Source organism: Paraburkholderia dinghuensis (assembly GCF_003837865.1).
GTDB lineage: Bacteria > Pseudomonadota > Gammaproteobacteria > Burkholderiales > Burkholderiaceae > Paraburkholderia > Paraburkholderia dinghuensis.
The window spans coordinates 12366-34657 of sequence record NZ_RQIS01000031.1; the positions used below are offsets into that span (position 1 = coordinate 12366).

Consider the following 22292-nt stretch of genomic DNA (forward strand, 5'->3'; position numbering starts at 1 on the left):
GCGCTAACTCCAGGCCGACTTCTCTGCATGAGGCCGGCGTAGGCGCTAAAGCGCTAACTCCAGGCCGACTGCTCTGCATAGAGCCGGCGTAAGTGCTAAAACGCTAACTCTGGGCCGACCGCTCTGCATGGGGCCGGAGTAAGCGCTAAAGCGCTAACTCTGGGCCGACAGGAGACCGCCACCATGGCTACCGCGAACACCGCAGTCGACGAATTGATCCGCCGCTTCGGACTGGAACCGCACCCCGAAGGCGGTTACTACAGCGAAACCTATCGCGCGGACGATCTCGTGCGCCGCGACGGCGCCCCGGCAAGCGAGGGCACACGCACGGCATCGACCGCGATCTATTTTCTGCTTGCTGAAGGCGCCTACTCGGCGTGGCACCGCATCCGCTCCGACGAACTCTGGCACTTCTACGCGGGCTCGCCGCTCGAGATCCACTCGATCGACGAGCGCGGCGTCCTCTCCACGCGCAAGCTTGGCCATGCGCTCGAGCATCCCGGCACGGTGTTCCAGGCTGTCGTGCCCGCGGGTCACTGGTTCGCGGCGCGCTGCTGCGATCCGTCGACTTATGCGCTGGTCGGATGCACCGTCGCGCCAGGCTTCGAGTTCAGCGAATTCGAAATCGCCGATGCCGAAGCGCTCGCGCAGAAGTATCCGCTGCATCGCGCGATCATCGAGTTGCTCGGCAAACCTGCGGCGGTAGCGAGAAAGGGCTGATCGTGCCGTAGCCGACGCCGCAGGCCGATGCGATTACCGGTACGCGTTGATCCGGTCGCGCGTGTCCTTCGCGGCCGTTGCAGCCGCTTGCGCGTAGTCGTCGCCCTTGCTTGCGTAGAGAATCGCACGCGACGAGTTGATCAGCATGCCAGTGCCCGCGTCAGTGCGGCCCGCACGCACGGTCGCTTCGACATCGCCGCCCTGCGCGCCGATGCCCGGAATCAGGAGCGGCATGTCGCCGACGATCGCGCGCACCACCTCGATCTCCTTCGGGAATGTAGCGCCGACCACGAGACCGAGCTGGCCGCTCGCGTTCCACTTCTGCGCCGCGAGGCCCGCGACGAACTGGTAAAGCGGCTTGCCGTTGGTCGTCAGGAACTGCAGGTCCGAACCGCCGGGGTTCGAGGTCCGGCACAGCACGATCACGCCCTTGCCCGCGTGCGCGAGATACGGCTCGATCGAATCGAAGCCCATGTACGGGTTCACCGTCACGGCGTCGGCCTGGTAGCGCTCGAACGCCTCGCGCGCGTACTGCTCGGCGGTGCTGCCGATGTCGCCGCGCTTCGCGTCGAGGATCACCGGCAGACCCGGATGCTTTTCGTGGATGTGCGCGATCAACGCCTCGAGCTGGTCTTCCGCGCGGTGCGCAGCGAAGTAGGCGATCTGCGGCTTGAATGAGCACGCGTAGGGCGCCGTTGCATCGACGATGTCTTTGCAGAACGCGAAGATCGCGTCGCTACGGCCAGCGAGCGCGGCCGGAAATTTCGTGGGCTCGGGATCGAGGCCGACGCACAGCAGCGAACCGGTACGCTGCCAGGCGGCGTCGAGGGATTGGGTAAACGTGGTCATGATGGATATCTCGAGGCGAGCCGTTGACTTGAAACGGCGCGTATTTTACCCGGCCTTGGGCCGGCGCCTCCCGAGCGATGACCTGTGGCGCTTTGCGGAGTGAGTTGCAGCGGCGTTACGGCAAGCTTGCCGGGCTTCGCGAGACGGTTCAGCGAGCGCCCGTGCGGTCTTGGCGACGGACACGGCAGGCCGGGCAGCGACCCCCAACTTAGAACGCCCGTATCCCAGTCGCGCGGCAGCACCGTGCCCGGGCTGCGCAGCGCAACTACGACGTCAATCAGGCCGAATCCAGCCGTCCGCCGCGAGACCGCGAACCTTCCGTCGCGATAGCAGCGAGCCTGCAGCACGAAAGCGCGTCTCTAGCGCACGTCCTGACGCGAACGCACGGCCTTGCTGCCACGCGGCGCACCGGTCCGGCCACGCAGCACCGCCGCGCGACGCGGTTTGGCCGGCGTGCGCACGTCGAGGCGCTCGACCGAGAAGCTGAACTGCCGGGTGAGCCGCTCGCCGCACGCGAGCACGGTCATGCCGTGCGCCCCGCCGCCGCCCGAGAGATTCACCGCGTTGATCGGATGATCGACGGGCTCGAAACAAAAGAAGTCCTGCCCAGGCGGCGTATAGAGAACGTAATAGTCCGTGTCCGCGCAAATCGACAGCGACAGCCGCCGGCCTTCCCACGCCACCGAGGCGCGTCCGCTCCAGCCGCTGAACGCGTGATTCACGAGCTTGTCCGGAAGCGGATACGCCACGCCAAACTGCCACGCGGGCGGGGCAGGCACGTGCCGCACCGGCAGCCAGTCCTCGCCCGAAAGCCACAGGCCGCTCGCGGGGGCGGAAAGTTCGGTGCTCGCATCGCGCGCGAGAAACGGATGCACGCCGAGGCCGAACGGCATCGCGTCGCGTCCGGTGTTCTCGACTTCGAGTGTCATCACGAGCGTCGCACCGTCCAGCATGTAGGTGATCGCCGCACGATAGGCGTACGGTTCTCCGTCGCTGCGGTCGAGCACGAGCCGCACGCGCTCGCGTCCGGACTCCTCGACCTGCCACGGCGCGAGCCAGCCATCACCGTGGATCGGCAGCGGCTCGCCCACACGGTTGCACGGCACTTCGATATCTCGTCCGCCGAAATGGAAGCGTCCCGCCGCGATGCGGTTCGAATACGGCACGAGCGGATAACAGGCGAGTTCGTTCGGGTCCATGCACGCGTTCAGTTGCTCGCAGCGGCGGAACACCGGCACCAGCGCGCCTTCGCTGCGCCAGTCGAAACGTGTGATGCCGCCGCCCAGTTGGGGCGCGACGTCGAGCCTCAGATACGCGTTCGCGAGCGTCACGCAGGCAACGTCGCCCGCCGCGGCCGCACCGATGGCGACGGCCGACGTGCTGGGCCCGGGCAGAACCGGATGGGTGGCGGCTTCGAGCCGCGCGCGGCGCGCGGCAGCCGGCGCGCCGGCCGGACGAACGGGTTGACGCGGTGCGGAATTCGCGACGTTCATAAGATGCTCCTCGAGAGGCATGGATTGTTGCCGCCGTCAAAGGCGGCCCACATACAGTCAGGTGGCGTGTCTGTGCGCACGGACTTCGTGCGGGCCACCGCTTCTTGTGTTCGCGCTTCTAGTACTCGCAATGCCGATTTCGGACCACTGACCGACTGCAACTGTTGCCGTACTGCAACGCCAATCCTTCTACCTGTGAAGCTCGCCGGCTCGATGCGCTCGAATCGCGGCGCGAGCCGGGCGTCAGAACGACGCCCCGCCCGTTCTCAACCGCGCCGCCGACCGCCCTGAAAGAGCGGCTCGGGAAGGCCGGCATGCCCTGCCGGCGCGGCAAACACGCCTCCAGCGTGGGTATCGCGCGAGAGCGCGTCTGCGTCGAGTTCGTCGCGTGCGCTCGTCACGTAGAGCGTGCCGAGATGCGCACCGCCGAGCGTAACGCAGCTTGGCTGAGCCGTGGGAATGTTTACACGCATCGTCTCGACCCCATCCGCGCTGTAGCGCACCACGCGCGCGCCACCCCAGTGCGCGTTCCAGAGACCGCCATCGGCGTCGACGGTCGAACCGTCCGGCGTGCCAGTGGCGTCCGTGAACCTGATAAACAAACGATCGTTCGCGATATTTCCATCGGCGCCATAGTCGCAGGCGCGTATCTCGCGCGTCGGCGTATCGCAGTAGTACATCGTTGCGCCGTCCGGACTGAACGCGATGCTGTTCGAAATCGCGGGCGCGGGCAGCGGGAGACGCTCCAGCGTCAAATCGCGATTGAGCCGGTAGAAGCCGCCGACTCGCTGTCTCGGCCTCGTATCGTCCATCGTGCCGAACACAAAGCGACCCTGCCGGTCGCAGCGGCCGTCATTCACGCGCGTTGTCGCGCCCGGCTCGACATCGATGATCGGGTCGATTTCGCCCGTCGCGAGATCGAAGAACGCGAGCCGCTTCGCAAGACCCAGCACCAGCGTGTTTTCATCCTCGCAAAGCGCGAAGCAGCCGAGGCGCTCCGGCATCGGCCACGTGCGATGAGAGCCGTCGCGCGGGTCGTAGCGCGACAGGCTCGCGCCTTCGATGTCGGTCCAGTAGAGGCGGCCCGTGCGCGCGCACCACGTTACGCCCTCGCCGAGCTGGTTCTGTGCGTCGATCAGCAGCGTGGCCGTCGTGTTGTCGTTCGTATTCATACCCAGCCTCCGTCCACCACGATGTCCTTCGAAGTGATCATGCGGCTGTCGTCCGCCGCGAGGAAAAGTGCCATGCGCGCGAGATCGGCGGGAAGCAGTTCCGCGTCGATGCACTGGTTGCGCTTGATCGCTTCCCGGCCCTCGTCGTTGAGCCACAGGCGGCGCTGCTTGTCGGTCATCACCCAGCCCGGCACGAGCGTGTTCACGCGGATGCCATACGCCCCGAGTTCCTTCGCAAGCCCGCGCGTCAGACCTTGCACGGCCGACTTGCTCATCAAGTACACCTGAAGATTTCTGTCCTTGATCATCCAGCTGATCGAACCGAGATTGATGATCGACCCCGCTCGCGCGGCCTTCATGTCCTCCATCACCGCCTGCGCCGCGAACAATTGATGCCGCACATTCACTGCGATGCCTGCGTCGAACGATTCGGGGGTGATGTCGGCCAGTTCGTGCCGGCGGTCGTTCGCCGCGTTGTTCACGAGCACTTCAATCGGGCCGAGCGCGGCCTTTACATCGGCGACGGCGGTACGCAGCGCGTCGATGTCGGTGAGGTCGCAGGTCACGAACACAGGCTTGTGGCGCGGCGGCGAACCTGGACCACCGAGCGAATCGGCCAACGCAAGGCCCTCGCTCGTGTTGATGTCGAGAAAGCCCACGCGCGCGCCCTGTGCGACGAAGTGCTCGACAAACGACGCGCCGATACCGGTCGCGCCGCCCGTGATCAGCACGACGCGATCGACGAGACTCGGATAGCGCGCGTAATTCTTTTGCGCGGAAGCATTGTCGTGAGACGTCATCATTCAGCCTCCTTGACGTTCAATCGCGTGCACCGCGGTTCTTCAACTGGTCGAGCAGCACCGCCGCAAGCAGGATCGCGCCGCGCACGAGGTATTGATAAAACGCGTCGATGTTGAGCAGATTCATGACGTTCTCGACCGTGCCCATGATCAGCACGCCGATCACCACACCCGAGATCGTCGCGCGCCCGCCGAGCAGCGAGACACCGCCGAGCACGCATGCGGAAATCACGTTCAGCTCGAAGCCTTCGGCCGCATTTGGCTGCCCCGAGGTGATACGTGACGCGAGAATCACGCCTGCGAGGGCAGTCACCGCGCCCTGGATCAGGAAGATCCAAACACGCGTGCGCTCGACGTGGATACCGGCAAGGCGCGACGCCTCCGGATTGCCGCCGATCGCGAGCGTATTGCGCCCGTACACCGTGTGATTGAGCATCACGCCGAACGCGATGAAGCAGATCAGCGTGATCCAGATCGGCAGTGACACACCGAAGATCGTCATGACGCCAAGCGCGATGAACGTATCCGACGACACGCCCACCGCCTGCCCGTGCGAGACGATGAAGCCGAGACCGCGCACGATTTCCATCGTGGCGAGCGTCGTGATCAGCGCGTTGATCCGTAGATAAGCGATCACGGCGCCGTTCACGAAACCGATCGCCGCGCCCGCCGCCACCGCGGCGACAATCGCGATTACGGTGCTGTTCGTAGCGTTGAGCACCATCGCGCAGAGCACACCCGCGAACGCAACGATCGAGCCCACGGAAAGGTCGAAATCGCGCGACGCGAGACAGAACATCATCGTGCACGCGACCATGCCGATCTGCGATACAGACAGCGCGAGCCCAAGCATGTTCTCGATCGAGAAGAAGTGGTCGACCGAGAGCGACATCACGATGAACATGATCACGAAGATCACGATCAGGCTGTATTCGGTGATCTGCTGCCACCACTTCTGCCTGTCGCTGCTCTTCGGAATCAGGGCATCGACGGCGGATTGTGCGACGCGCTTCGTTGCGTCGGCTGCGTCGGCCGCCAGGTTTTCTCTTGCGGGCATGTCAGTCACTCCTCCCCGTCCACTCACGCGGCCCGTGCCGCTGTGCGCTGCGGCAGCGCCAGATCGAGCACTGCGTGTTCGCTCGCCGCGCTGCGCGACAATTCACCCGAAATGCGGCCTTCACGCATCACGACGATGCGGTCCGACACGCCAAGCACCTCGGGCAACTCCGATGACACCATCACGATCGCGCAGCCGCGCGCCGCGAGCTGATAGATCACGTTGTAGATCTCGTGCTTCGCGCCGACGTCGATACCGCGCGTCGGCTCGTCGAGAATCACCACCTTGAGATCCGGCTCCGCGAGCCAGCGCGACAGGATCGCCTTCTGCTGGTTTCCGCCCGAAAGGAAGCGGATTTTCTGCCGGCGGCTCGGCGTCCTGATCTTCAGGAGCTTGATGAAGCGGTCGGCCGTTTCGGCTTCCTTCTTGCGGTCGAGGAACATACCCGCGTGCAGGAAGTGGCGCCGGCAGCTGATGTTGATGTTCTCCGACACCGAGGCCATCGCGACGATGCCTTGCTCCTTGCGGTCTTCGGGACACAGCACGATGCCGTGGCGAATCGCGTCAGCGGCGCTCCTCACGTGCACCGTCTTGCCGTCGAGGACGATCTCGCCTGCGCGGCGCTTGCGCGCGCCGTAGACGAGTTGCATCAGCTCGCTGCGCCCCGCGCCGACGAGCCCGAAAAAGCCGACGATCTCGCCGCCCTTCACGTCGAAGCTCGCGGGTTCGGCGAGCGGACGCCCGAGCACGCCGCGCACCGAGAGGCGCACGTCGCGATGCTCGCGCGGCGTGTAGTTGTAGATGTCGCTGATCTCGCGTCCGACCATTTCGGCGACGATAGTCTCGCGCCTCACACCGTCGAGCGTCTCGTGCGACGCCACCTTGCGGCCGTCGCGGAAGATCGTGCACGAGTCGCACAACTCATACACCTCGTCCATGCGGTGCGAGATGTAAATGAGCGCTCGGTGGTCCGCTCGCAGTTCGCGCACGAGCTTGAACAGCACTTCGGTTTCGCGCAGTGAGAGCGAGCTGGTCGGTTCGTCGAGCGCAATCACGCGCGCGTTGCGCAACAGCGCCTTGCAGATTTCCACCATTTGCCGTTGCGCGATGGAGAGCTTGCGCAGCTTCGCAGTCGGATCGAGATCGACGCCCATCGCGGCGAGCCGTTCGCGCACGAACTTGCGCGCCGCGCTCTTCCTCACCCAACCGAACGAATTCGGCAGCGCACCGAGCATCAGATTTTCCGCGACGGTGAGATCCGGCACGTACTGAAGCTCCTGGTGAATCACGGCGATGCCCGCGCCGATCGACGACGCAGAATCGGGGAAATGCACCTCGTTGCCGTCCATCAGGATGCGGCCCGAGTCCGGCTGATACTCGCCGCCGAGTATCTTCAGCAACGTCGACTTGCCAGCGCCGTTCTCACCCATCAGGCCATGCACCCGGCCCGTTTGAACGTCCAGTGAAACGCCGTCGAGCGCGCGCACGCCGGGAAACACCTTGCCGATATTCTCGAAACGCAGCGTTGCTGACACTTCGGTTTCCTCTCGCTCGATACGCCGCTTCGTGACCGGCGCGCCTGAATCAACGCGCACCGGCCACAAGCGACGGGAAACGTCCGACTCCCCTGCCCGGTTCAAGCCCTCACTTCGCCGCGAGGCCCATTTGCTCGCGCACCTGGCTCACGTTGTCGCGCGTGGCGAGCATGCCGGAGGTCAGCGTGAGCTTCGGCGGCTCCTTGCCTTGCGTGATCCACGTGTACATCAGCGTCGAAGTTTCCTCACCGTGGCGCTTCGGGCTGATGATCACGGTGCCGAAGAAGCCGGTCGGTTCGGGCTTCTTGAATTCGTTGAGCGCCGAGTCCGCGCCGCCGATGCCGATACCGACCATGTTGTCTGCCTTGAAGCCGCGGCCTTCCGCTGCGCGCACAGCGCCGAGCACGGCTTCGTCGTTCAGGCCGTAGGCAACCCAGTGCTTGTACTGCGGGTTCTTCGTGAGCGCGATGTTCGCGGCATTGAAGGCGTTTTCCGTGTCGGTCTTCGCTTGCGGCGCGGCAATGATGTTCGCCTTCGGGAAGCCCGCGGCAACGAGCGCATCGGTTGCGCCGGTCGTGCGGTCGTGCGCGGTCGGCAGTTGCTCGTAGGTCACGTCGATCGCGCCGACGTCCTTCATGTCCCAGCCCCGCTTCTTGATCTCCGCGGCGATGCCTTCGCCGACCTGCTTGCCGATGTTGTACGCCGAGATGCCCATGTGCGGCACTGCCTCGATCGGCTTGCCCGAACCATCGACGAGACGGTCGTCCACGGTCATGAGCTTGAGGTTGTCGGCCTTCGCCTTGGCGACGATGCCCGGCCCGAGCTTCACGTCCGGCGTGCAGATAATGAAGCCCTGCGCCTTCTGCGCGGCAAGGTTGTCGATCGCGCTCATCACCTTCTCACCGGACGGCGCACCGATCTTCACCAGCGTGAAACCCTTTTCTTTCGCGGCGATTTCGGCGAATTTCCACTCGTCCTGGAACCATGGTTCTTCAGGCTGCTTCACGAGAAAGCCGATCTTCACCTGATCCGCGGCCTGCGCGATGGGCGCGCCACCCAGCGCGGCACTCGCCGTCACCGCGGCGGCCATCAACGTCAGAAAGATGCGTCGTTGCATGGTGTGTCTCCTGTCTTCTTCGTTCACGGGGAGGGTCGGCCGCTCATTATTTTTCTTGCCGTCGATACGCGCGGCTAGCGCATCGCAAGGATTCCTGTGTTTTCGTTCAATCGTGATACAGCGCCGTGCGGCCTCCGTCGATCGTGATGCAGCTCGCGTTGATGAACGGGGCCTCGTCCGACGCGAGGAACACCGCCGTCATCGCCACCTCCTCCGGGCGGCCGATGCGCTTCATCGGCGAAAGCGCGAGTGTGTGCGCACGGGCGGCTTGCGGGTCCGGATACGCGTCCCACCATTCGCGTGTCAGCTGCGTCTCGATGTAGCCTGGCGCGATTGCGTTCACGCGCACGTTTTTTGCGGCGTATTCGACACCGAGCGCGCGAGTCAGGCCGATCACACCATGTTTCGCGACCGGATACGGAAAGCAGCCGGGAATGATCTGGAACGCGTGCGTCGAGGCGATATTCACGATGCTGCCCGCGCCGCGCGCGACCATACCCGGCAGCACCGCGCGGCAACCGTTCCAGACACCGTCGAGATCGACGGCGAAACAGCGACGCCAGTCATCGTCGGTCATCGTGAGCGGATCGACGAACACGTTGATGCCGGCGTTGTTCACGAGCACGTCGACGGGACCGAAGACGCGCTCCGTTTCCTTCACCGCAGCATGCATCGATGCCGACTGCGTGACATCCGCCTGTAGCGCCAGCGCTTTCGCTGCATCGCCGTATTGCTGTGCGATTTCGCGTGCTGTGGTGCGCGCAGTTTCGCCATCGAGTTCCGCGAGTGCGACCGCCGCACCTTCGGCCACGAACGCGCGCGCAATCGCCGCGCCAATACCGCGTCCAGCACCTGTCACGATGGCAACCTTGCCCGCGAGGCGATTCACGCCGGCACTCCTTTCTCCGCGCCAAGCACGGCGCGCCAGCCCGCAATGAATGCGAGCGCATTGGCGCGCGTCGCAGCAACGTCCTGTCCGGGTTTGTAAAGCGCCGAGCCGAGCCCGAACCCACTCGCGCCCGCGGCAAGCTGAGGCCCCATGTTGTCGGGCTTCACACCGCCCACCGGCAACAACGGCACGACAGACGGAATCACCGCGCGCCAGGCCTTCGTCACGGCCGGGCCGAGTTGTTCTGCGGGAAACATCTTGAGCGCGTCGGCACCGTGCTTCAGTGCGGCAAAGGCTTCGGTCGGCGTGGCGACGCCGGGCACGCACGCAAGGCCCTTGCGCTTCGCAGCAGTGACGACGTCGGTGTCCGCGTGCGGCATCACGATCAATTCGCCGCCTGCGTTCTTCACGTCGCGCACGCGTTCGGGTGTGAGCACCGTGCCCGCGCCGATCATCATGTCAGCGGGCATCGCCGCACGCAGCGCCGCGATGCTGTCGAGCGGATCGGGCGAATTCAGCGGCACTTCGACGATACGAAACCCCGCCTCGTAGAGCGCGCGGCCATGATCGGCGGCATCGGCGGGCGTGATGCCGCGCATGATCGCGATCATCCGGCACGCGACGAACGCGGCGACGAAGCCCGCGTGGGGCGTGTAAGGAGTGGGCAGGTTTAGTTCGGCATCCATATCGTGTTCCTGTCTGTCGCCATGCGTTTCTCTGGACGGACGTTCAACGCGGTGCGACAAGCCCTGCCAGCACCGCGATGTGCCACAACCCGCGTTCGGTCGCCCGGTGCACGAGACGCGCCCCGGTGCACCCGAACTGTTCGAGCGCGAGCCGATAGCGCTCGCACAATGCATCGTTGCCGATCAGCGGCGGCGCGCACGCCGCAAGCGCCACGTCGCGACGCGCCAGCGCTGCTTCGAGCCCGGCGAGTTCGTGACCGATCACGACGCCCGATAGATAGTCGGGCTGTTCATCGGGCGCGAGCTGCCCCGTAAGACCCAGCGTGCGCGTGCTGAACGCCGTCGCGAGCAGGCCCGCGCAACCGTGCTCGCGCGCGACGGACACACCACGCAGGAACGCCTGCGTGTCCGGCTCGGCGGGCCGCTTCATCGTACGGCCGAGGATCGTGTGCGCCATGAGCGCCGCGTACACCTCGCCCGTCATGAACGTGTAGAAGCGCGCGATCTGGCCGCCCTCCACCACCACCCATTTCGCGTGGGTACCCGGCAAGCCGATCAGCGCGGAGCGCGCGGTATCGGGTCGCGCGGCCACGCCGGCGCGCGACGCCCCGTAAAGTGCGCCAAACACCTGCGATTCCTCGCCGCGCATCACGTTCGGCAGCGCGCCGGGCTCCAGCACGCCCGGCACGACGCACACGGTGACGCCGCTCGTCGTGCGCACGCGAACGATGCCCTCGACGAGCGCCTCGGCGCTGGCCGGTGTCTCGACATACGGCGCCTGCACCCATCCCTGCGCGCTGCCCACCATGCCCGCCGCGAGCACCGGCAACGCAGGCGACTCCGCGAGCCAGACGGCGCAGGCCTCGTCGAACGCCGCCTCGAATCCGCCCTCCGCTGCCGGCACCGGCAGATTCATGATGCCGGCCGTCGAAACGCGTGTCGCGAGCACTTCGCCCGCCGCGTCGAACAGATACGCTCGCAGCGAAGTCGTACCCCAGTCGAGCGCGAGCAGCGCCGCATGCTTCGCGACGTCCGCGCTCTGTGCGCCTTGCGGCTCGCGCGTGCGCTTTTCCGTTCGCGTCTCCGTGCTCTTGCTCTTGTCGCGGGCCTTCATCGGCGAATCCTGCGCGTGGCCGGCTGCGGCGCGCGCCAGCCGAGTTCCATCGAGATCGCCCGCGCCTCGCGTTGCACGACCGGAATCAGTTCGTCCATGCGTTCGAGCGGCATATACGGGATCGTGCTCGCCACCGATAGCGCCGCGACGATCGCGCCCGATGCGTCGCGCACCGGCGCGGCAACGCATCGGATAGACATTTCGTTTTCCTCAAGATCGAACGTGTAGCCGCCGGCCGCATAGTTCGCCATGCGCCTCAGGAACGTTTCATGGTCGGGACTATGGTCGGGACGGAAGTTCACTCCCGCGAGCGTGCGGCGCGACGCGTCGAACAGGTCGCGCCACGACTGCGGCGCAAGGTCGAGCATCATCGCCTTGCCGATGCCCGTCGACGCGAGCGGCATCCGGTGGCCGACGCGCGAACGCATTTCGAGCCCGCGCTGACCGGGGATTTTGTCGATGTACAGCACGTCATCGCCATCGCGCACGCCGAGGTGGATCGTGTCGAGCGTCTCATCGGCGAGCGTGACAAGGTGCGCATGCGCGACCGCAGTAAGCGGCATCTGTTCGAGCGCGATGGTGCCGAGTTCGATCAGCTTCGGTCCGAGCAGGTAGCCGCCCTGCACCTGACGAAGATAGCGTGCCTGCACGAGGCTGGAGACGAGGCGGTGCGTCGTGCTTCGTGTCGTGCCGAGCACGGCGCCAAACGAGCGCAGGTCGCGCACGCCTGCCGCAGCGGCTTCGAGAATGGCGAGACCGCGCAGCAGGGTCTGCGTGCCGGTCTGCTGCGCCATCGCGTCGGGCAGCGAGCCCCTCACGCCGATTTCTCCTGCGCCTGAGCGCGACTTCCGTGCGGTGGGCCTGGCGGACGCGGCATCGGGTGCCGTGTCGGCCGCGTCGGCGGGCTGACTCGCCGTAAGCGTCGAGGACATCGCTTTGGTCATGGCGTTGGCGATGAATGGGCGAAAGAGGGGTTGCTAACGGGAAGCGGCGCGTTCAACTGGCGCGACGGCGCGCGAGGGCACCTCTGGATAGCCGGGGCGATGCAGCGCGCGTGGCAGGCTGGAACATGGCAATGTCTCCGGATCTTGTGCGGCAAGCCGTGCGAACTGCGGTGCGCGGCGGGCCGGTCTTTGTCGGTGATCCGGCGGGCTGCGCTCGATGTCGAGACAGCGCCCGCCGGCTGGTTTTGATTGTAGGTCGGTTTTTTCGCGATCTCCAATATGTGAATGTACTGCTCATATATTGGGAAATACGCATTCGGACTTCTTTATGTATGAAGTTGAGCAAACGCGCGTACAGGCTTCACACCGCCTCGCGCCCGATCCCGCCGCATCGCCCGGAAAAAACAAAAGGCGGCCCTCGAACTGAGGACCGCCTCTGCCATTCACACTCCGGCGCACCGTGTCCGCGCGATTACTTCCCGGCCGGAGCCTTGTAAGCGACGCAGTCGATCTCGACCTTGCAGTCGACCACCATGCTCGACTGCACGCATGCGCGCGCCGGCGGATGCTCGCCGAAATACTCGCGGAAGATCTTGTTGAAGGACTGGAAATCGCGCGCGTCGTCGAGCCACACGCCGCAGCGCACAACGTGCTCGGCACCGTACCCCACTTCCTTCAGGATTGCGAACAGATTCTGGATCGCCTTGTGCGACTGTTCGACGATACCGCCGTTGATCACCTCGCCGCCCTCCATCGGCGTCTGGCCCGAGACGTACAGCCAGCCGTCGGCTTCCACGGCGCGCGCGAACGGCAGATGCTGTCCGCCCTGGCCCTTGCCGCCTTCCGCTCCAATTCGTTTCATCGTTTGCTCCTTGCTTGCAGATCGTTCGACGCGGGCTCTGCCGTCATGGCTGCACGCGGCGAGGTTCAAGATTCGTAGATCAGAATGCCTGTACAGCAAAGGCCTGCATCGCGCGTTCGCCGCGCGCGACGAAATGGCCCGCGCGCTCGCCGGTCGGCTGACCATCGCGGTATGAAAGCACGCCATTGACCCACACCGCGTCGATGCCGTCCGCCACCTGCTGCGGCGCGTCGAACGTCGCTGTGTCGCGCACCGTCGCCGGATCGAACAGCACGAGGTCGGCATGCCAGCCGACGCGCACCTCGCCGCGCTCAGTCAGTCCGAAGCGCCGCGCGGACAGGCTCGTCATCTTGCGCACCGCCTCTTCGAGCGGAATCAGCGCCGCGTCGCGCACGTAGTGGCCGAGCACGCGCGGAAACGCACCCCACAACCGCGGGTGCGGCAACGGATCGTTCGGCAGTCCGTCCGAGCCGACCATCGTCGCGGGATGCGAGAGGATGCGGCGCACGTCGTCCTCGGACATGTTGTGGTACACCGCGCCCGCCGGTTGCAGGCGCCTCGCCGCTTCCTGCTGCGTTACGCCCCACTCTTGCGCAATTGCCTTGATGAGCTTGCCCGCCTGCTCGGGATGCGGCGTGGACCACGTGATCGTGATGTCGATATCGCCGGTCACCTGCTTGAGATCGAGCGTCGACGAACTACGGCTGTACGGATAGCAGTCGCAGCCCACCGGCTGATACCTGCGCGCGCCTTCGAGCGACGTCAGCACTTGCGCGCTTCGCCCCCAGTTCGAGGGCCCAGCGCATTTCAGGTGCGAGATGATGACCGGCACGCGCGCGTGACGGCCGATGTGATACGCCTCCTCCATCGCGTCGAGAATCGCGTCGAACTCGGTGCGCATGTGCGTCGTGTAGAGTGCGCCCGCCGCCGCGAGCGGCTCGGCGAGCGTAGCGACTTCTTCCGTCGAGGCCTCGTAGGCCGAACCGTAAGCGAGCCCCGTGGAAAGCCCGAGCGCACCGTGCGCCAGCGCGTCTTCGAGTTGCGCGCGCATCGCGGCAATCTCGGCGGACGTGGCCGCGCGCTTGAGATCGTCCATGTGATTGTTGCGCAGCGCCGTATGGCCGATCAGTGCGCCGACGTTCACCGCGGGTTTTGCCGCGTTCACGGCATCGATCCAGGCGGAAAAGGTCGGATAACGAAATGCATCGCGATCGCCGAGCAGGTTCATCGGATCGGGCGGATCGCCCTTGAGCGTCACCGGCGACGCGCTGATTCCGCAGTTACCGACGATCACCGTCGTCACGCCCTGGCTGATCTTCGGCAGCATCTGCGGCGAGCGGATCACGTGTGTGTCGTCATGGGTATGCACGTCTATGAAACCGGGCGCGAGCGCGCGACCGTTCGCCTCGATCACATCGTCGGCGAGCCAGTTCGACAGATTGCCGATCGCCGCGATGCGGCCGTTGCGCAACGCCACGTCGCGCTCGAGCGGCACCGCGCCGGTGCCATCGTAGAGACTTGCGCCGACGATCAGGGTGTCGGCGGCTTCCGGGTGGGAATGCATTTGTTTCTCCTGTCGATGGCACTTGGCGCTTTAGCGCCTAGTGCCATCCCATGCAGAGCGGTCGACGGGACTTAGCGCTTTAGCGCTTAGTCCGATCCCATGCAGAGCTGTCTACGGGACGTGGCGCTTTAGAGCCTATGTCGGTCCGGACTTAGTGCCTCAGCACTTACTCCGGACCCACGCAGAGCGTTCCCATCCCGTGTAACGCAGTCAATCACCAAGCGGCTGCCGCTCACCTCCGCCGCGATGCGCGTCGAGCGTGTGCTTCACGCGGCGCAGCAATTCGCGCGTTTGCTCGGGCTGGGCGAGCGCCAGTTCGGTCACAAGCACATCTAGCGCCATCATCATCGCGTAGCGCGATGACGATGGCTTGTAAATGAAATCGGTCTCGCTGGCGACGATCGGCACGAGCCAGTCGGCCATCGCAGCAAGCGGCGAAGCGGGCGCCGTGAGCGCGATGATTGTCGCCCCGTAGTCGTGTGCGATGCGGCAACTGTCGAGCATCTCCGGCACGCGCCCCGTCACGGAAAGCGCAACGACGACGGACTCCGGCGACATCGTGCTCGCCACCATGCGCTGCAACAGACTGTCCTGATACGACGCCACCGGGCGGCCAAGGCGCACGAGGCGAAAGCGCATTTCGTCGGCGAGCGCCGTGGAACTGCCGCCCATGCCAAACACGTAGATCATGCGTGCAGCGCGCAACGCCTCGGCGGCCTCGGTGATCGGCGCCTCGTGCAGCAGATCATGATTGCGCGCGAGCGCGGTATGGATTTCGTCGAAGACGCGCGTGGCGAGCGGTTCGGGCGCGGCGTCCTTGCGGCGCTTATCGCGTTCGCCGCTGCCGCGCCGGTTCGTGCCCTTCTCTGCCTGAGCCATCGCGCCGCTGCGCAGGAAACGCTCGCCGACGGCAGCGGCCTGTGCGAGCCGCAGCTTCAGCTCGCGCACGTCGTCGCAGCCCACCGTCTTGGCGAAGCGGGTCACGGACGCGACGCTCACGCCGGCGCGCCGGGCCAGTTCACCGATGCTCGCGCGCGCTGCGCTCGCGAGATCATCGAGGATCAGCGCGGCAACCTCGCGCTCGGCCGGACGCAACGTGGGCACACACCCTGCGATGCGTGCGACGATATCGAAGCGGCCCGGTTCAACGGCAGAATTCATGGGGACGGACATTGGGCAGGCGTGAATGGCCGGTATCGGGGAGAACCCGGTGCATTTTTGACGTGTTCTGTTAACAAATAACAATTCACGTGAGCATGGTACTTTGTGTACCATCAGCGGGTCAACGCCAGGCGTCGTCCAGTGGCGAAATGGAGCGAATGGAAATGAAAGTTACAAACTATCAGGGCGCGACTATCGACCCGAACAGCAAAGGACTCGGGAACGTGCCGGGCACGAGCGTGCAGCTCGCCGACGCAGCAAGACTCGAGTGGAACTTGCTGAACGAGGACGTGAGCCTGCCCGCCGCAGTCCTCTATTCGGACCGCGTCGAGCACAACCTGAAATGGATGCAGGATTTCGTCACGCGCTACGGCGTGAAGCTCGCCCCGCACGGCAAGACGACGATGGCGCCGCAACTCTTTCGCCGCCAGATCGACACCGGCGCGTGGGGCATCACGCTGGCCACTGCGCACCAGACGCGCATTGCGTATCGAGGCGGCATCACGCGCGTACTGATGGCGAATCAGCTGGTCGGGCGCCACAACATGATGATGATCGGCGAACTGCTCAGCGATCCCGACTTCGAATTTTTCTGTCTCGTCGATTCGGTACAGGGCGTCGAGCAACTGGGTGAGTTCTTTCGCGCGTCCGGCCGCAAGCTGCAGGTACTGCTCGAACTTGGCGTGCCGGGCGGCCGCACCGGCGTGCGCGACGCACAAACGCGCGACGCAGTGGTTGAAGCAATCAGGCGCTATCGCGATTCGATCAAGCTCGCGGGCGTCGAACTCTACGAGGGCATCCTCAAGGAGGAAAGCGAAGTCCGCGCGTTCCTGCGCGAGGCGCTCGACGTCACGAAGGAACTGATCGCCGCGGGCCGCTTCGCGCGCGCACCCGCGTTGCTCTCCGGCGCGGGATCGGCCTGGTATGACGTCGTCGCCGAAGAATTCGCAGGCGCGTCGAAAGCGGATGTCGTCGAAGTCGTGCTGCGCCCCGGCTGCTATGTGACGCACGACGTCGGCGTGTACAAGGAAGCGCAGTCGCAGATCCTCACGCGCAATCCGGTCGCGCGCGAAATGGGCGTCGCGCTCCTGCCCGCGCTGCAGCTCTGGGCCTATGTGCAGTCGATTCCGGAGCCGGGTCGTGCGATTATCGGCTTCGGCAAGCGCGATGCCGCGTACGACGCAGGCTTCCCCGAGCCCTCACGGCACTATCGTCCGTCGCGCGATTGCGCAAGCGGCGCGGCGCCACGCGAGATCGCCGCGAGCGAAGGCTGGCAAATCTTCCAGATGATGGATCAGCACGCCTACCTGCAGATTCCAGCAGACGCCGATATTGAGGTCGGCGACATGATCGCCTTCGACATTTCGCACCCGTGCCTCACGTTCGACAAGTGGCGTCAGGTGCTGATGGTCGATCCGTCGTATCAGGTGACGGAAGTGATCGGGACGTACTTCTGATTCGCTAATTCGCTTCGCGTGCCGCGCAGCCTTGCGCGGCAAAAGCGCGAGGCCCGGCGAGGGTGCGCGAAAGCGGGCCTCAGGTACCGCTGGACGCGTCGGCTTGCGCTTGCACAGCACTCGCCGCCTCGCCGATGCGCACCTCCATCATGCGGAGCGCGCCCGAGAGTGCCGCCAGCGCGTCGTCGGGAAGCGACATCGTCAGGTTCAGAAACGCGTTGCGGCGCGGCAGGCTCGCTTCGGTTGCAGCGCGCCCGGTTTCGGTGAGCCGGACGTTCGTAACGCGGTTATCGCGCGCGTCGCTGCTGCGCTCGATCCAGCCGAGCGATTCCAGCGACTTCAACTGCCGCGTGAGCGCGCCAGGATCGACGCGCAGCCGCTCGACGAGCCGCTTCTGCGACGATTCCCCGTCCTGCTCGTACAGCGCGAGCATGATGCGCCAGCGCGGCAGCGGATGCCCCACTTGCGCCTCGAAACCCGCCATGAACGCGCGATACGTCCTTCCGAATTGCTGGACGATGGCGATGCGATCCGGTGTATCCATGTCGTGACTTTTGTCGTTATGGCCTGGCTTCAGGCTGGAATTCCGGCCACGTCAATCCGCGTGGACGACGGGCTCGACCTTGCGTTGCAGGCGGACGGGCGGCACGCGCCGCGTCTGCCAGAGCGACACGAGCGCAATCACTCCCGCCACAGCGATGCCCAGATGAATCGCACCAACGAGCGATTCACGCGCGGACTCTAGCAGCAGCGCGCCATTGTGCCCGGCGTGCGTGAGATCGGCGATCAGCGAGGCCTGGGCGTCGCGGTTGATGAGAATCTGCGGATCGGCGAGTTGCGGCATCCAGTGCGACGCGTGATCGGCATCGAGCGCGTTACGCACACCGCTCGCGTACAGATGCGTGACCATCGTTCCGGTAAGCGCCGTGCCGAACATCCCGCCGATCATCCGCAGCGACTGCAGGAGCGCCGTTGCGATTCCGAGGTGTTCGCGTCCCGCGGTTTGCTGCGTAAAGATGGTGAGATTCGGCAAGACGAAACCGAGCCCGAGTCCACCCACGATCATCAGCGACATCAGCAACGGGCGCGGTGTCGTATGCGTCGCGACGAAAATGGCGAGACACGCCACAGCGATCATCGCGAAGCCGATATAGAGCATGAGGTTCGGGTTGCGGATGCGCGAAACGATGCGCCCGTTCGCAATGCTGCCGATGGTGATGAACACGACGAGCGGCGTGATGACGAGGCCCGCCTCGTTCGGCGACATGCCGAACCCGCCCTGAAACAAGAGCGGTGCGTAGAACAGCAGCGAGAACATCGTGAAGCCGCCGAGCACTGCAAGGGTGAAGAGCGCAGTGAGGCTCCGGTTGCGGAACATGTCGACGGGGAGAATCGCCTGAGGACAGCGGCGCTCCCAGCGCCACAGCGCCCACGCGGCGCCGACGGCGACGGCGAGCAGCGCCACGGCAGAGAACGACAGGCCATGCCTCGGCAGGCGCTCGACGAACAGTTGCAGGCTACCGAGCGCGATCGCGATAAGGAGCGCGCCGGGCCAGTCGAGCCGCATGCGCGTCTCGTGTACGACGTGCCGCAGATGCGGTAGATAGCGCAAGACGAAGACGAGCGAAACGAGTCCGACCGGCAGGTTCACGTAGAAGACGGAACGCCAGCCGTAGTACTGCGTGAGGAATCCGCCGAGCGACGGCCCGACTGCGTTGGCGATGCCGAACGCCGAGCTCATGAGCACCTGCCAGCGCAGGCGGACGACCGAATCGGGAAAAAGATCGGGAATGCAGGCGAAGGCGGTGCCAACCAGCATGCCGCCGCCGATGCCCTGCAGCCCGCGCGCAATCACGAGGAACAGCATGCTGTTGGCGGCGCCGCAAAGCACCGAGGCGGCAGTGAAGACGACGATCGACGCAATCAGGAACGGCTTGCGCCCGTAGTAATCGCCGAGCCGGCCAAAAATCGGGACGGTAATCACCGACGTGAGCAGGTACGACGTCGCGACCCATGCGTACAGCTCGAAGCCGCGCAGTTCGGAAACGATGGTTGGCAGCGCGGTCCCGACGACAGTCTGATCGAGTGCGACCAGCATCGTCACGAAGGAAACACCGAGCATGGCCAGCAACGACTCACGGAACGGCAGAACCTGCCCACTTGAGTGGTGGGCGGCAGTATGGACAGCCATCTTTTGATCCAGCAACGTTTGACGCGTCAAAGATTAAAATAATATCACGACGTGATCCCCTACACTGGGCACACTTGACGTTCACGAGTCGCAGGCACGGCGCCCGCTGCTCGGAACGCTGAACGCGAATGCCACTTCCAGCGGGAGATTTATGGGGCCACAGTCAGAAACGTCCAATGTGCCCGATGCGCCCGACGCACCGGACATCGGCGGAGCACTGTCCAAAGCCGACTTCGAGGCACTGCGTCGCGCCAAGCACCTGCTCGAAAGTCCGCCACTTGGCATGCAACTGGCGGCGATCGTCGGCGCGCCCGTTGAAAAGATGATCGCGAAGCTGCCCGGTCCCGCGAGCGACAAGGTGAACGAGGCCACCCAGGCCGCGCTGCGCAAATGCCTGCAGATCGCGCTCAAAACGCTTGGCAAAGGCGCCGTCGGCAATGGCGCGCCGGGTGCGAAGCCGGGCAATCTGCTGCACAAATTCGCGGTTGCGACTACCGGCGCGGCGGGCGGCGCGTTCGGCCTGTTCGCGTTACCGGTCGAACTGCCGGTCACGACGACGCTGATGTTCCGCTCGATCTGTGACATCGCGCGCAGCGAGGGCGAGGACCTCGCGAATCCCGACACCCAGCTGCAATGCCTGACGGTGTTCGGCATGGGCGGCCGCTCGCCCACCGACGACGAAGCCGACTTCGGCTACTTCATCGTGCGCGGGGCGCTCGCGCAGGCGGTGTCGAAGGCGTCCTCGGAGATGGCGACGAAAGGTTTCGCCGTCCATGGATCGACAGCGCTCGTCAAACTCATGCAAAACATCGCTGCGCGCTTTTCCGTGCAGGTGACCGAGCAGATCGCGGCGAAATCGATCCCGGCGATCGGTGCCGTACTCGGTGCCATGGTCAATACGGTGTTCATGAATCACTTCCAGCACGTCGCGCACGGCCACTTCACCGTGCGACGGCTCGAACGCCGCTACGGCGAAGCGGCCGTCGAGGCGGCCTACGAAGCGATCGACGTTTCGCTCGACTGAGGCCCCTCTTCGTCGGCCGTCGCGGTGACACGCCGCACGAAGCGGGCCGAGTCGTCGAGCGCGCGCCGCGCCTCCGGTGCAAACGGCGCGTAAATCGGCCAGACATGCGGCAAACCCTGCCCGATCTCGCATTCGACGCGCACGCCCGCGGCGCGGGCGCGCTCGGCGACGCGCAACGTGTCGTCGAGTAGTACCTCCGTGCTGCCCGCCAGCATGAAGAGCGGCGGCAAGCCACGCAGGTCGGCGTAGACCGGCGACGCCCAGGGATGCGTCGCGCGCGTCGCACCGAGATAGAGCGGCGCCACGCGGGCGAACACGTCGGCACTGAACATCGGATCATGCCCATCGTTTTCGCGAAGCGACGCACCAGTACAGGCGAGATCGGTCCACGGCGAGTAAAGCAGCGCGCCCGCCGGCAGCGGATCGCCGGCATCGCGCAACGCGACCAGCGTCGCGAGCGCAAGCCCGCCGCCCGCGGAGTCGCCCGCAATCACGATCGACCCGGCGCGCCTGCCCTCGGCCAGCAACTGCCGGTACGCGGCGAGTGCATCGTCGTGCGCAGCGGGGAACGGATGCTCGGGCGCGAGGCGATAGTCGAGCGAGAACACGTCGGCTTGCGCACGCGGAGCGAGACCAAAGGTAATCGTGCGATGGGATTTCGGCGAGCAGAAGTAGTACCCGCCGCCGTGCAGATAGAGGATGGTGCGCGCCGCCCCGGCAACGCGGAGCAACCACTCCCCGCGCAGCGGCGCATCGGCGGCGGCGTACTGCTCGTGGAGTCGAAAGTCGATGGGCGGACGCGGAGACCACACGCGCTTTGCCGTACGCGCGCGCACGCGCGCGACGTCGATCGGCTCGCGCGTGGCGGGCAGAAAGCGGCGACGCAGATACCAGCGGATTAGCGCGCCTTGCCAGCTCATCGGCTCACGCTCCAGTGAGCGGCACCGCGGCGCCACGGCATGGCACGTGCGCCGCGGACAAGACGCCGACACGCACCGTCAGTTGGCCGGCAACACCTGGCCGCGAATTTCGCCGGACGGATTCTGCTTCGTGTGAATGTTGACGTACCACTGGCCGGCCATGAGATCGGCTGTCTGCTTTTCGTCGAGGGTCGCCGTCCCCTTGATCGGGCTCGGCATATCCCCCTTCGCAATCGGCACCTGCACATTGGCGTTCTGGCCAACGGGCGCCGGACCGTGGAAGTGCGCGGCCGTCACAGGCCCCGACAGGTCAGCGTAAGTCACCGTCCATTGCAGCGACTTCGTCGACGTGTCGAACGTGGCGTCGAGCGTGCCATGGCCGTGGCTCACACGCGGCGGGACTTCGCTGGACGGCTGGAGATTGGCCTTGAGCGCGACGGTGTCGGCGAACGTGGCGCCCGATGCAACGAGGAAAGACAAGGCGAGAGCAAACTGCAATGGACGAAGCGCAATCATGAGAATTCTCCGTTGTTGTGGTGCGCCGCACCGAACCGCTTCGGCAGCGTTCCAACATGCTAGAGCAAATTTCGAGATAACGTCAGACACGTCCCAAACTGGCAAAACCAGGTAGAAAAACAGGCAAAAAAAGAGGTTCATCGACGATTACCGGGGAACGCGGCGCGGATTTTGAGGAAGAAGTACTCCTCGTCGCGGTACCCGTAAGCTCGACGCTTGAT

The 22292-nt window shown here is 65.3% G+C and carries 21 protein-coding genes; 3 read left to right on the forward strand and 18 right to left on the reverse strand.

Annotated elements, in window-relative coordinates; all coding sequences use genetic code 11:
- Positions 1-183 precede the first annotated feature (183 nt).
- On the forward strand, positions 184-720 hold the full coding sequence (locus tag D1Y85_RS25805; protein WP_124153909.1) for a cupin domain-containing protein: 537 nt from the start codon (positions 184-186) through the stop codon (positions 718-720).
- Positions 721-753: 33 nt separating this feature from the next.
- Here the strand turns inward: D1Y85_RS25805 and pyrF are convergent, their stop codons facing one another.
- The 14 genes from pyrF to D1Y85_RS25875 form a co-directional block, all read right to left on the reverse strand.
- On the reverse strand, positions 754-1569 hold the full coding sequence (gene pyrF / locus D1Y85_RS25810; RefSeq protein ID WP_124153910.1) for an orotidine-5'-phosphate decarboxylase: 816 nt from the start codon (positions 1567-1569) through the stop codon (positions 754-756).
- A gap of 359 nt (positions 1570-1928) precedes the next feature.
- Positions 1929-3062, reverse strand: coding sequence for an aldose 1-epimerase (locus tag D1Y85_RS25815; RefSeq protein WP_124153911.1), 1134 nt, complete (start codon positions 3060-3062; stop codon positions 1929-1931).
- 266 nt (positions 3063-3328) lie between these two features.
- Positions 3329-4234: an SMP-30/gluconolactonase/LRE family protein gene (locus tag D1Y85_RS25820; protein WP_124153912.1), complete on the reverse strand. Its 906-nt coding sequence runs from the start codon at positions 4232-4234 to the stop codon at positions 3329-3331.
- Complete coding sequence (locus D1Y85_RS25825) at positions 4231-5034, reverse strand: SDR family NAD(P)-dependent oxidoreductase (RefSeq protein WP_124153932.1); 804 nt, start codon at positions 5032-5034, stop codon at positions 4231-4233. The genes D1Y85_RS25820 and D1Y85_RS25825 overlap by 4 nt, the downstream gene beginning before the upstream one ends.
- A gap of 19 nt (positions 5035-5053) precedes the next feature.
- The gene (gene araH, locus D1Y85_RS25830) at positions 5054-6091 is read right to left on the reverse strand and encodes an L-arabinose ABC transporter permease AraH (RefSeq protein WP_124153913.1); all 1038 of its coding nucleotides are present in this window, start codon (positions 6089-6091) and stop codon (positions 5054-5056) included.
- Positions 6092-6114: 23 nt separating this feature from the next.
- Entirely contained in the window at positions 6115-7626 is a 1512-nt protein-coding gene (araG, locus tag D1Y85_RS25835) for an L-arabinose ABC transporter ATP-binding protein AraG (protein ID WP_124153914.1), read from the reverse strand.
- A 109-nt stretch (positions 7627-7735) separates the two neighbouring features.
- The gene (locus D1Y85_RS25840; protein WP_124153915.1) at positions 7736-8743 is read right to left on the reverse strand and encodes an arabinose ABC transporter substrate-binding protein; all 1008 of its coding nucleotides are present in this window, start codon (positions 8741-8743) and stop codon (positions 7736-7738) included.
- 106 nt (positions 8744-8849) lie between these two features.
- Positions 8850-9632 carry an SDR family oxidoreductase gene (locus tag D1Y85_RS25845; protein WP_124153916.1) on the reverse strand — a complete coding sequence of 261 codons (783 nt, stop codon included), beginning with the start codon at positions 9630-9632 and terminating at the stop codon, positions 8850-8852.
- On the reverse strand, positions 9629-10318 hold the full coding sequence (locus tag D1Y85_RS25850; protein ID WP_124153917.1) for a 2-dehydro-3-deoxy-6-phosphogalactonate aldolase: 690 nt from the start codon (positions 10316-10318) through the stop codon (positions 9629-9631). Before D1Y85_RS25850 ends, D1Y85_RS25845 begins: the two co-directional genes overlap by 4 nt.
- A 43-nt stretch (positions 10319-10361) precedes the next feature.
- Positions 10362-11432 (reverse strand): 2-dehydro-3-deoxygalactonokinase, encoded by a 1071-nt coding sequence (locus D1Y85_RS25855; protein ID WP_124153918.1) that lies wholly within the window; start codon positions 11430-11432, stop codon positions 10362-10364.
- A complete protein-coding gene (locus D1Y85_RS25860; RefSeq protein WP_124153919.1) occupies positions 11429-12376 on the reverse strand; it encodes an IclR family transcriptional regulator in 948 nt (315 codons plus the stop codon). The genes D1Y85_RS25855 and D1Y85_RS25860 overlap by 4 nt, the downstream gene beginning before the upstream one ends.
- 472 nt (positions 12377-12848) lie before the next feature.
- Positions 12849-13238, reverse strand: coding sequence for a RidA family protein (locus tag D1Y85_RS25865; protein WP_124153920.1), 390 nt, complete (start codon positions 13236-13238; stop codon positions 12849-12851).
- Between the two features lie 79 nt (positions 13239-13317).
- The gene (locus tag D1Y85_RS25870) at positions 13318-14802 is read right to left on the reverse strand and encodes an N-acyl-D-amino-acid deacylase family protein (protein ID WP_124153921.1); all 1485 of its coding nucleotides are present in this window, start codon (positions 14800-14802) and stop codon (positions 13318-13320) included.
- Positions 14803-15012: 210 nt separating this feature from the next.
- Positions 15013-15963 carry a MurR/RpiR family transcriptional regulator gene (locus D1Y85_RS25875; protein WP_124153922.1) on the reverse strand — a complete coding sequence of 317 codons (951 nt, stop codon included), beginning with the start codon at positions 15961-15963 and terminating at the stop codon, positions 15013-15015.
- Positions 15964-16127: 164 nt separating this feature from the next.
- On the opposite strand from D1Y85_RS25875, the gene D1Y85_RS25880 reads away from it, so the two are divergent.
- Complete coding sequence (locus tag D1Y85_RS25880; protein ID WP_124153923.1) at positions 16128-17420, forward strand: amino acid deaminase; 1293 nt, start codon at positions 16128-16130, stop codon at positions 17418-17420.
- A 79-nt stretch (positions 17421-17499) separates the two neighbouring features.
- Here D1Y85_RS25880 and D1Y85_RS25885 read toward each other — a convergent pair whose 3' ends face one another.
- A complete protein-coding gene (locus D1Y85_RS25885; protein ID WP_124153924.1) occupies positions 17500-17964 on the reverse strand; it encodes a MarR family winged helix-turn-helix transcriptional regulator in 465 nt (154 codons plus the stop codon).
- A gap of 51 nt (positions 17965-18015) precedes the next feature.
- On the reverse strand, positions 18016-19611 hold the full coding sequence (locus D1Y85_RS25890; RefSeq protein ID WP_124153925.1) for an MDR family MFS transporter: 1596 nt from the start codon (positions 19609-19611) through the stop codon (positions 18016-18018).
- Positions 19612-19762: 151 nt separating this feature from the next.
- Between D1Y85_RS25890 and D1Y85_RS25895 the strand changes: the two genes are divergently transcribed.
- Complete coding sequence (locus D1Y85_RS25895; protein ID WP_124153926.1) at positions 19763-20635, forward strand: EcsC family protein; 873 nt, start codon at positions 19763-19765, stop codon at positions 20633-20635.
- Here the strand turns inward: D1Y85_RS25895 and D1Y85_RS25900 are convergent.
- The gene (locus D1Y85_RS25900) at positions 20605-21555 is read right to left on the reverse strand and encodes an alpha/beta hydrolase (RefSeq protein ID WP_124153927.1); all 951 of its coding nucleotides are present in this window, start codon (positions 21553-21555) and stop codon (positions 20605-20607) included. The genes D1Y85_RS25895 and D1Y85_RS25900 overlap by 31 nt on opposite strands.
- Before the next feature lie 78 nt (positions 21556-21633).
- On the reverse strand, positions 21634-22071 hold the full coding sequence (locus D1Y85_RS25905; RefSeq protein WP_124153928.1) for a CHRD domain-containing protein: 438 nt from the start codon (positions 22069-22071) through the stop codon (positions 21634-21636).
- Positions 22072-22292 lie beyond the last annotated feature (221 nt).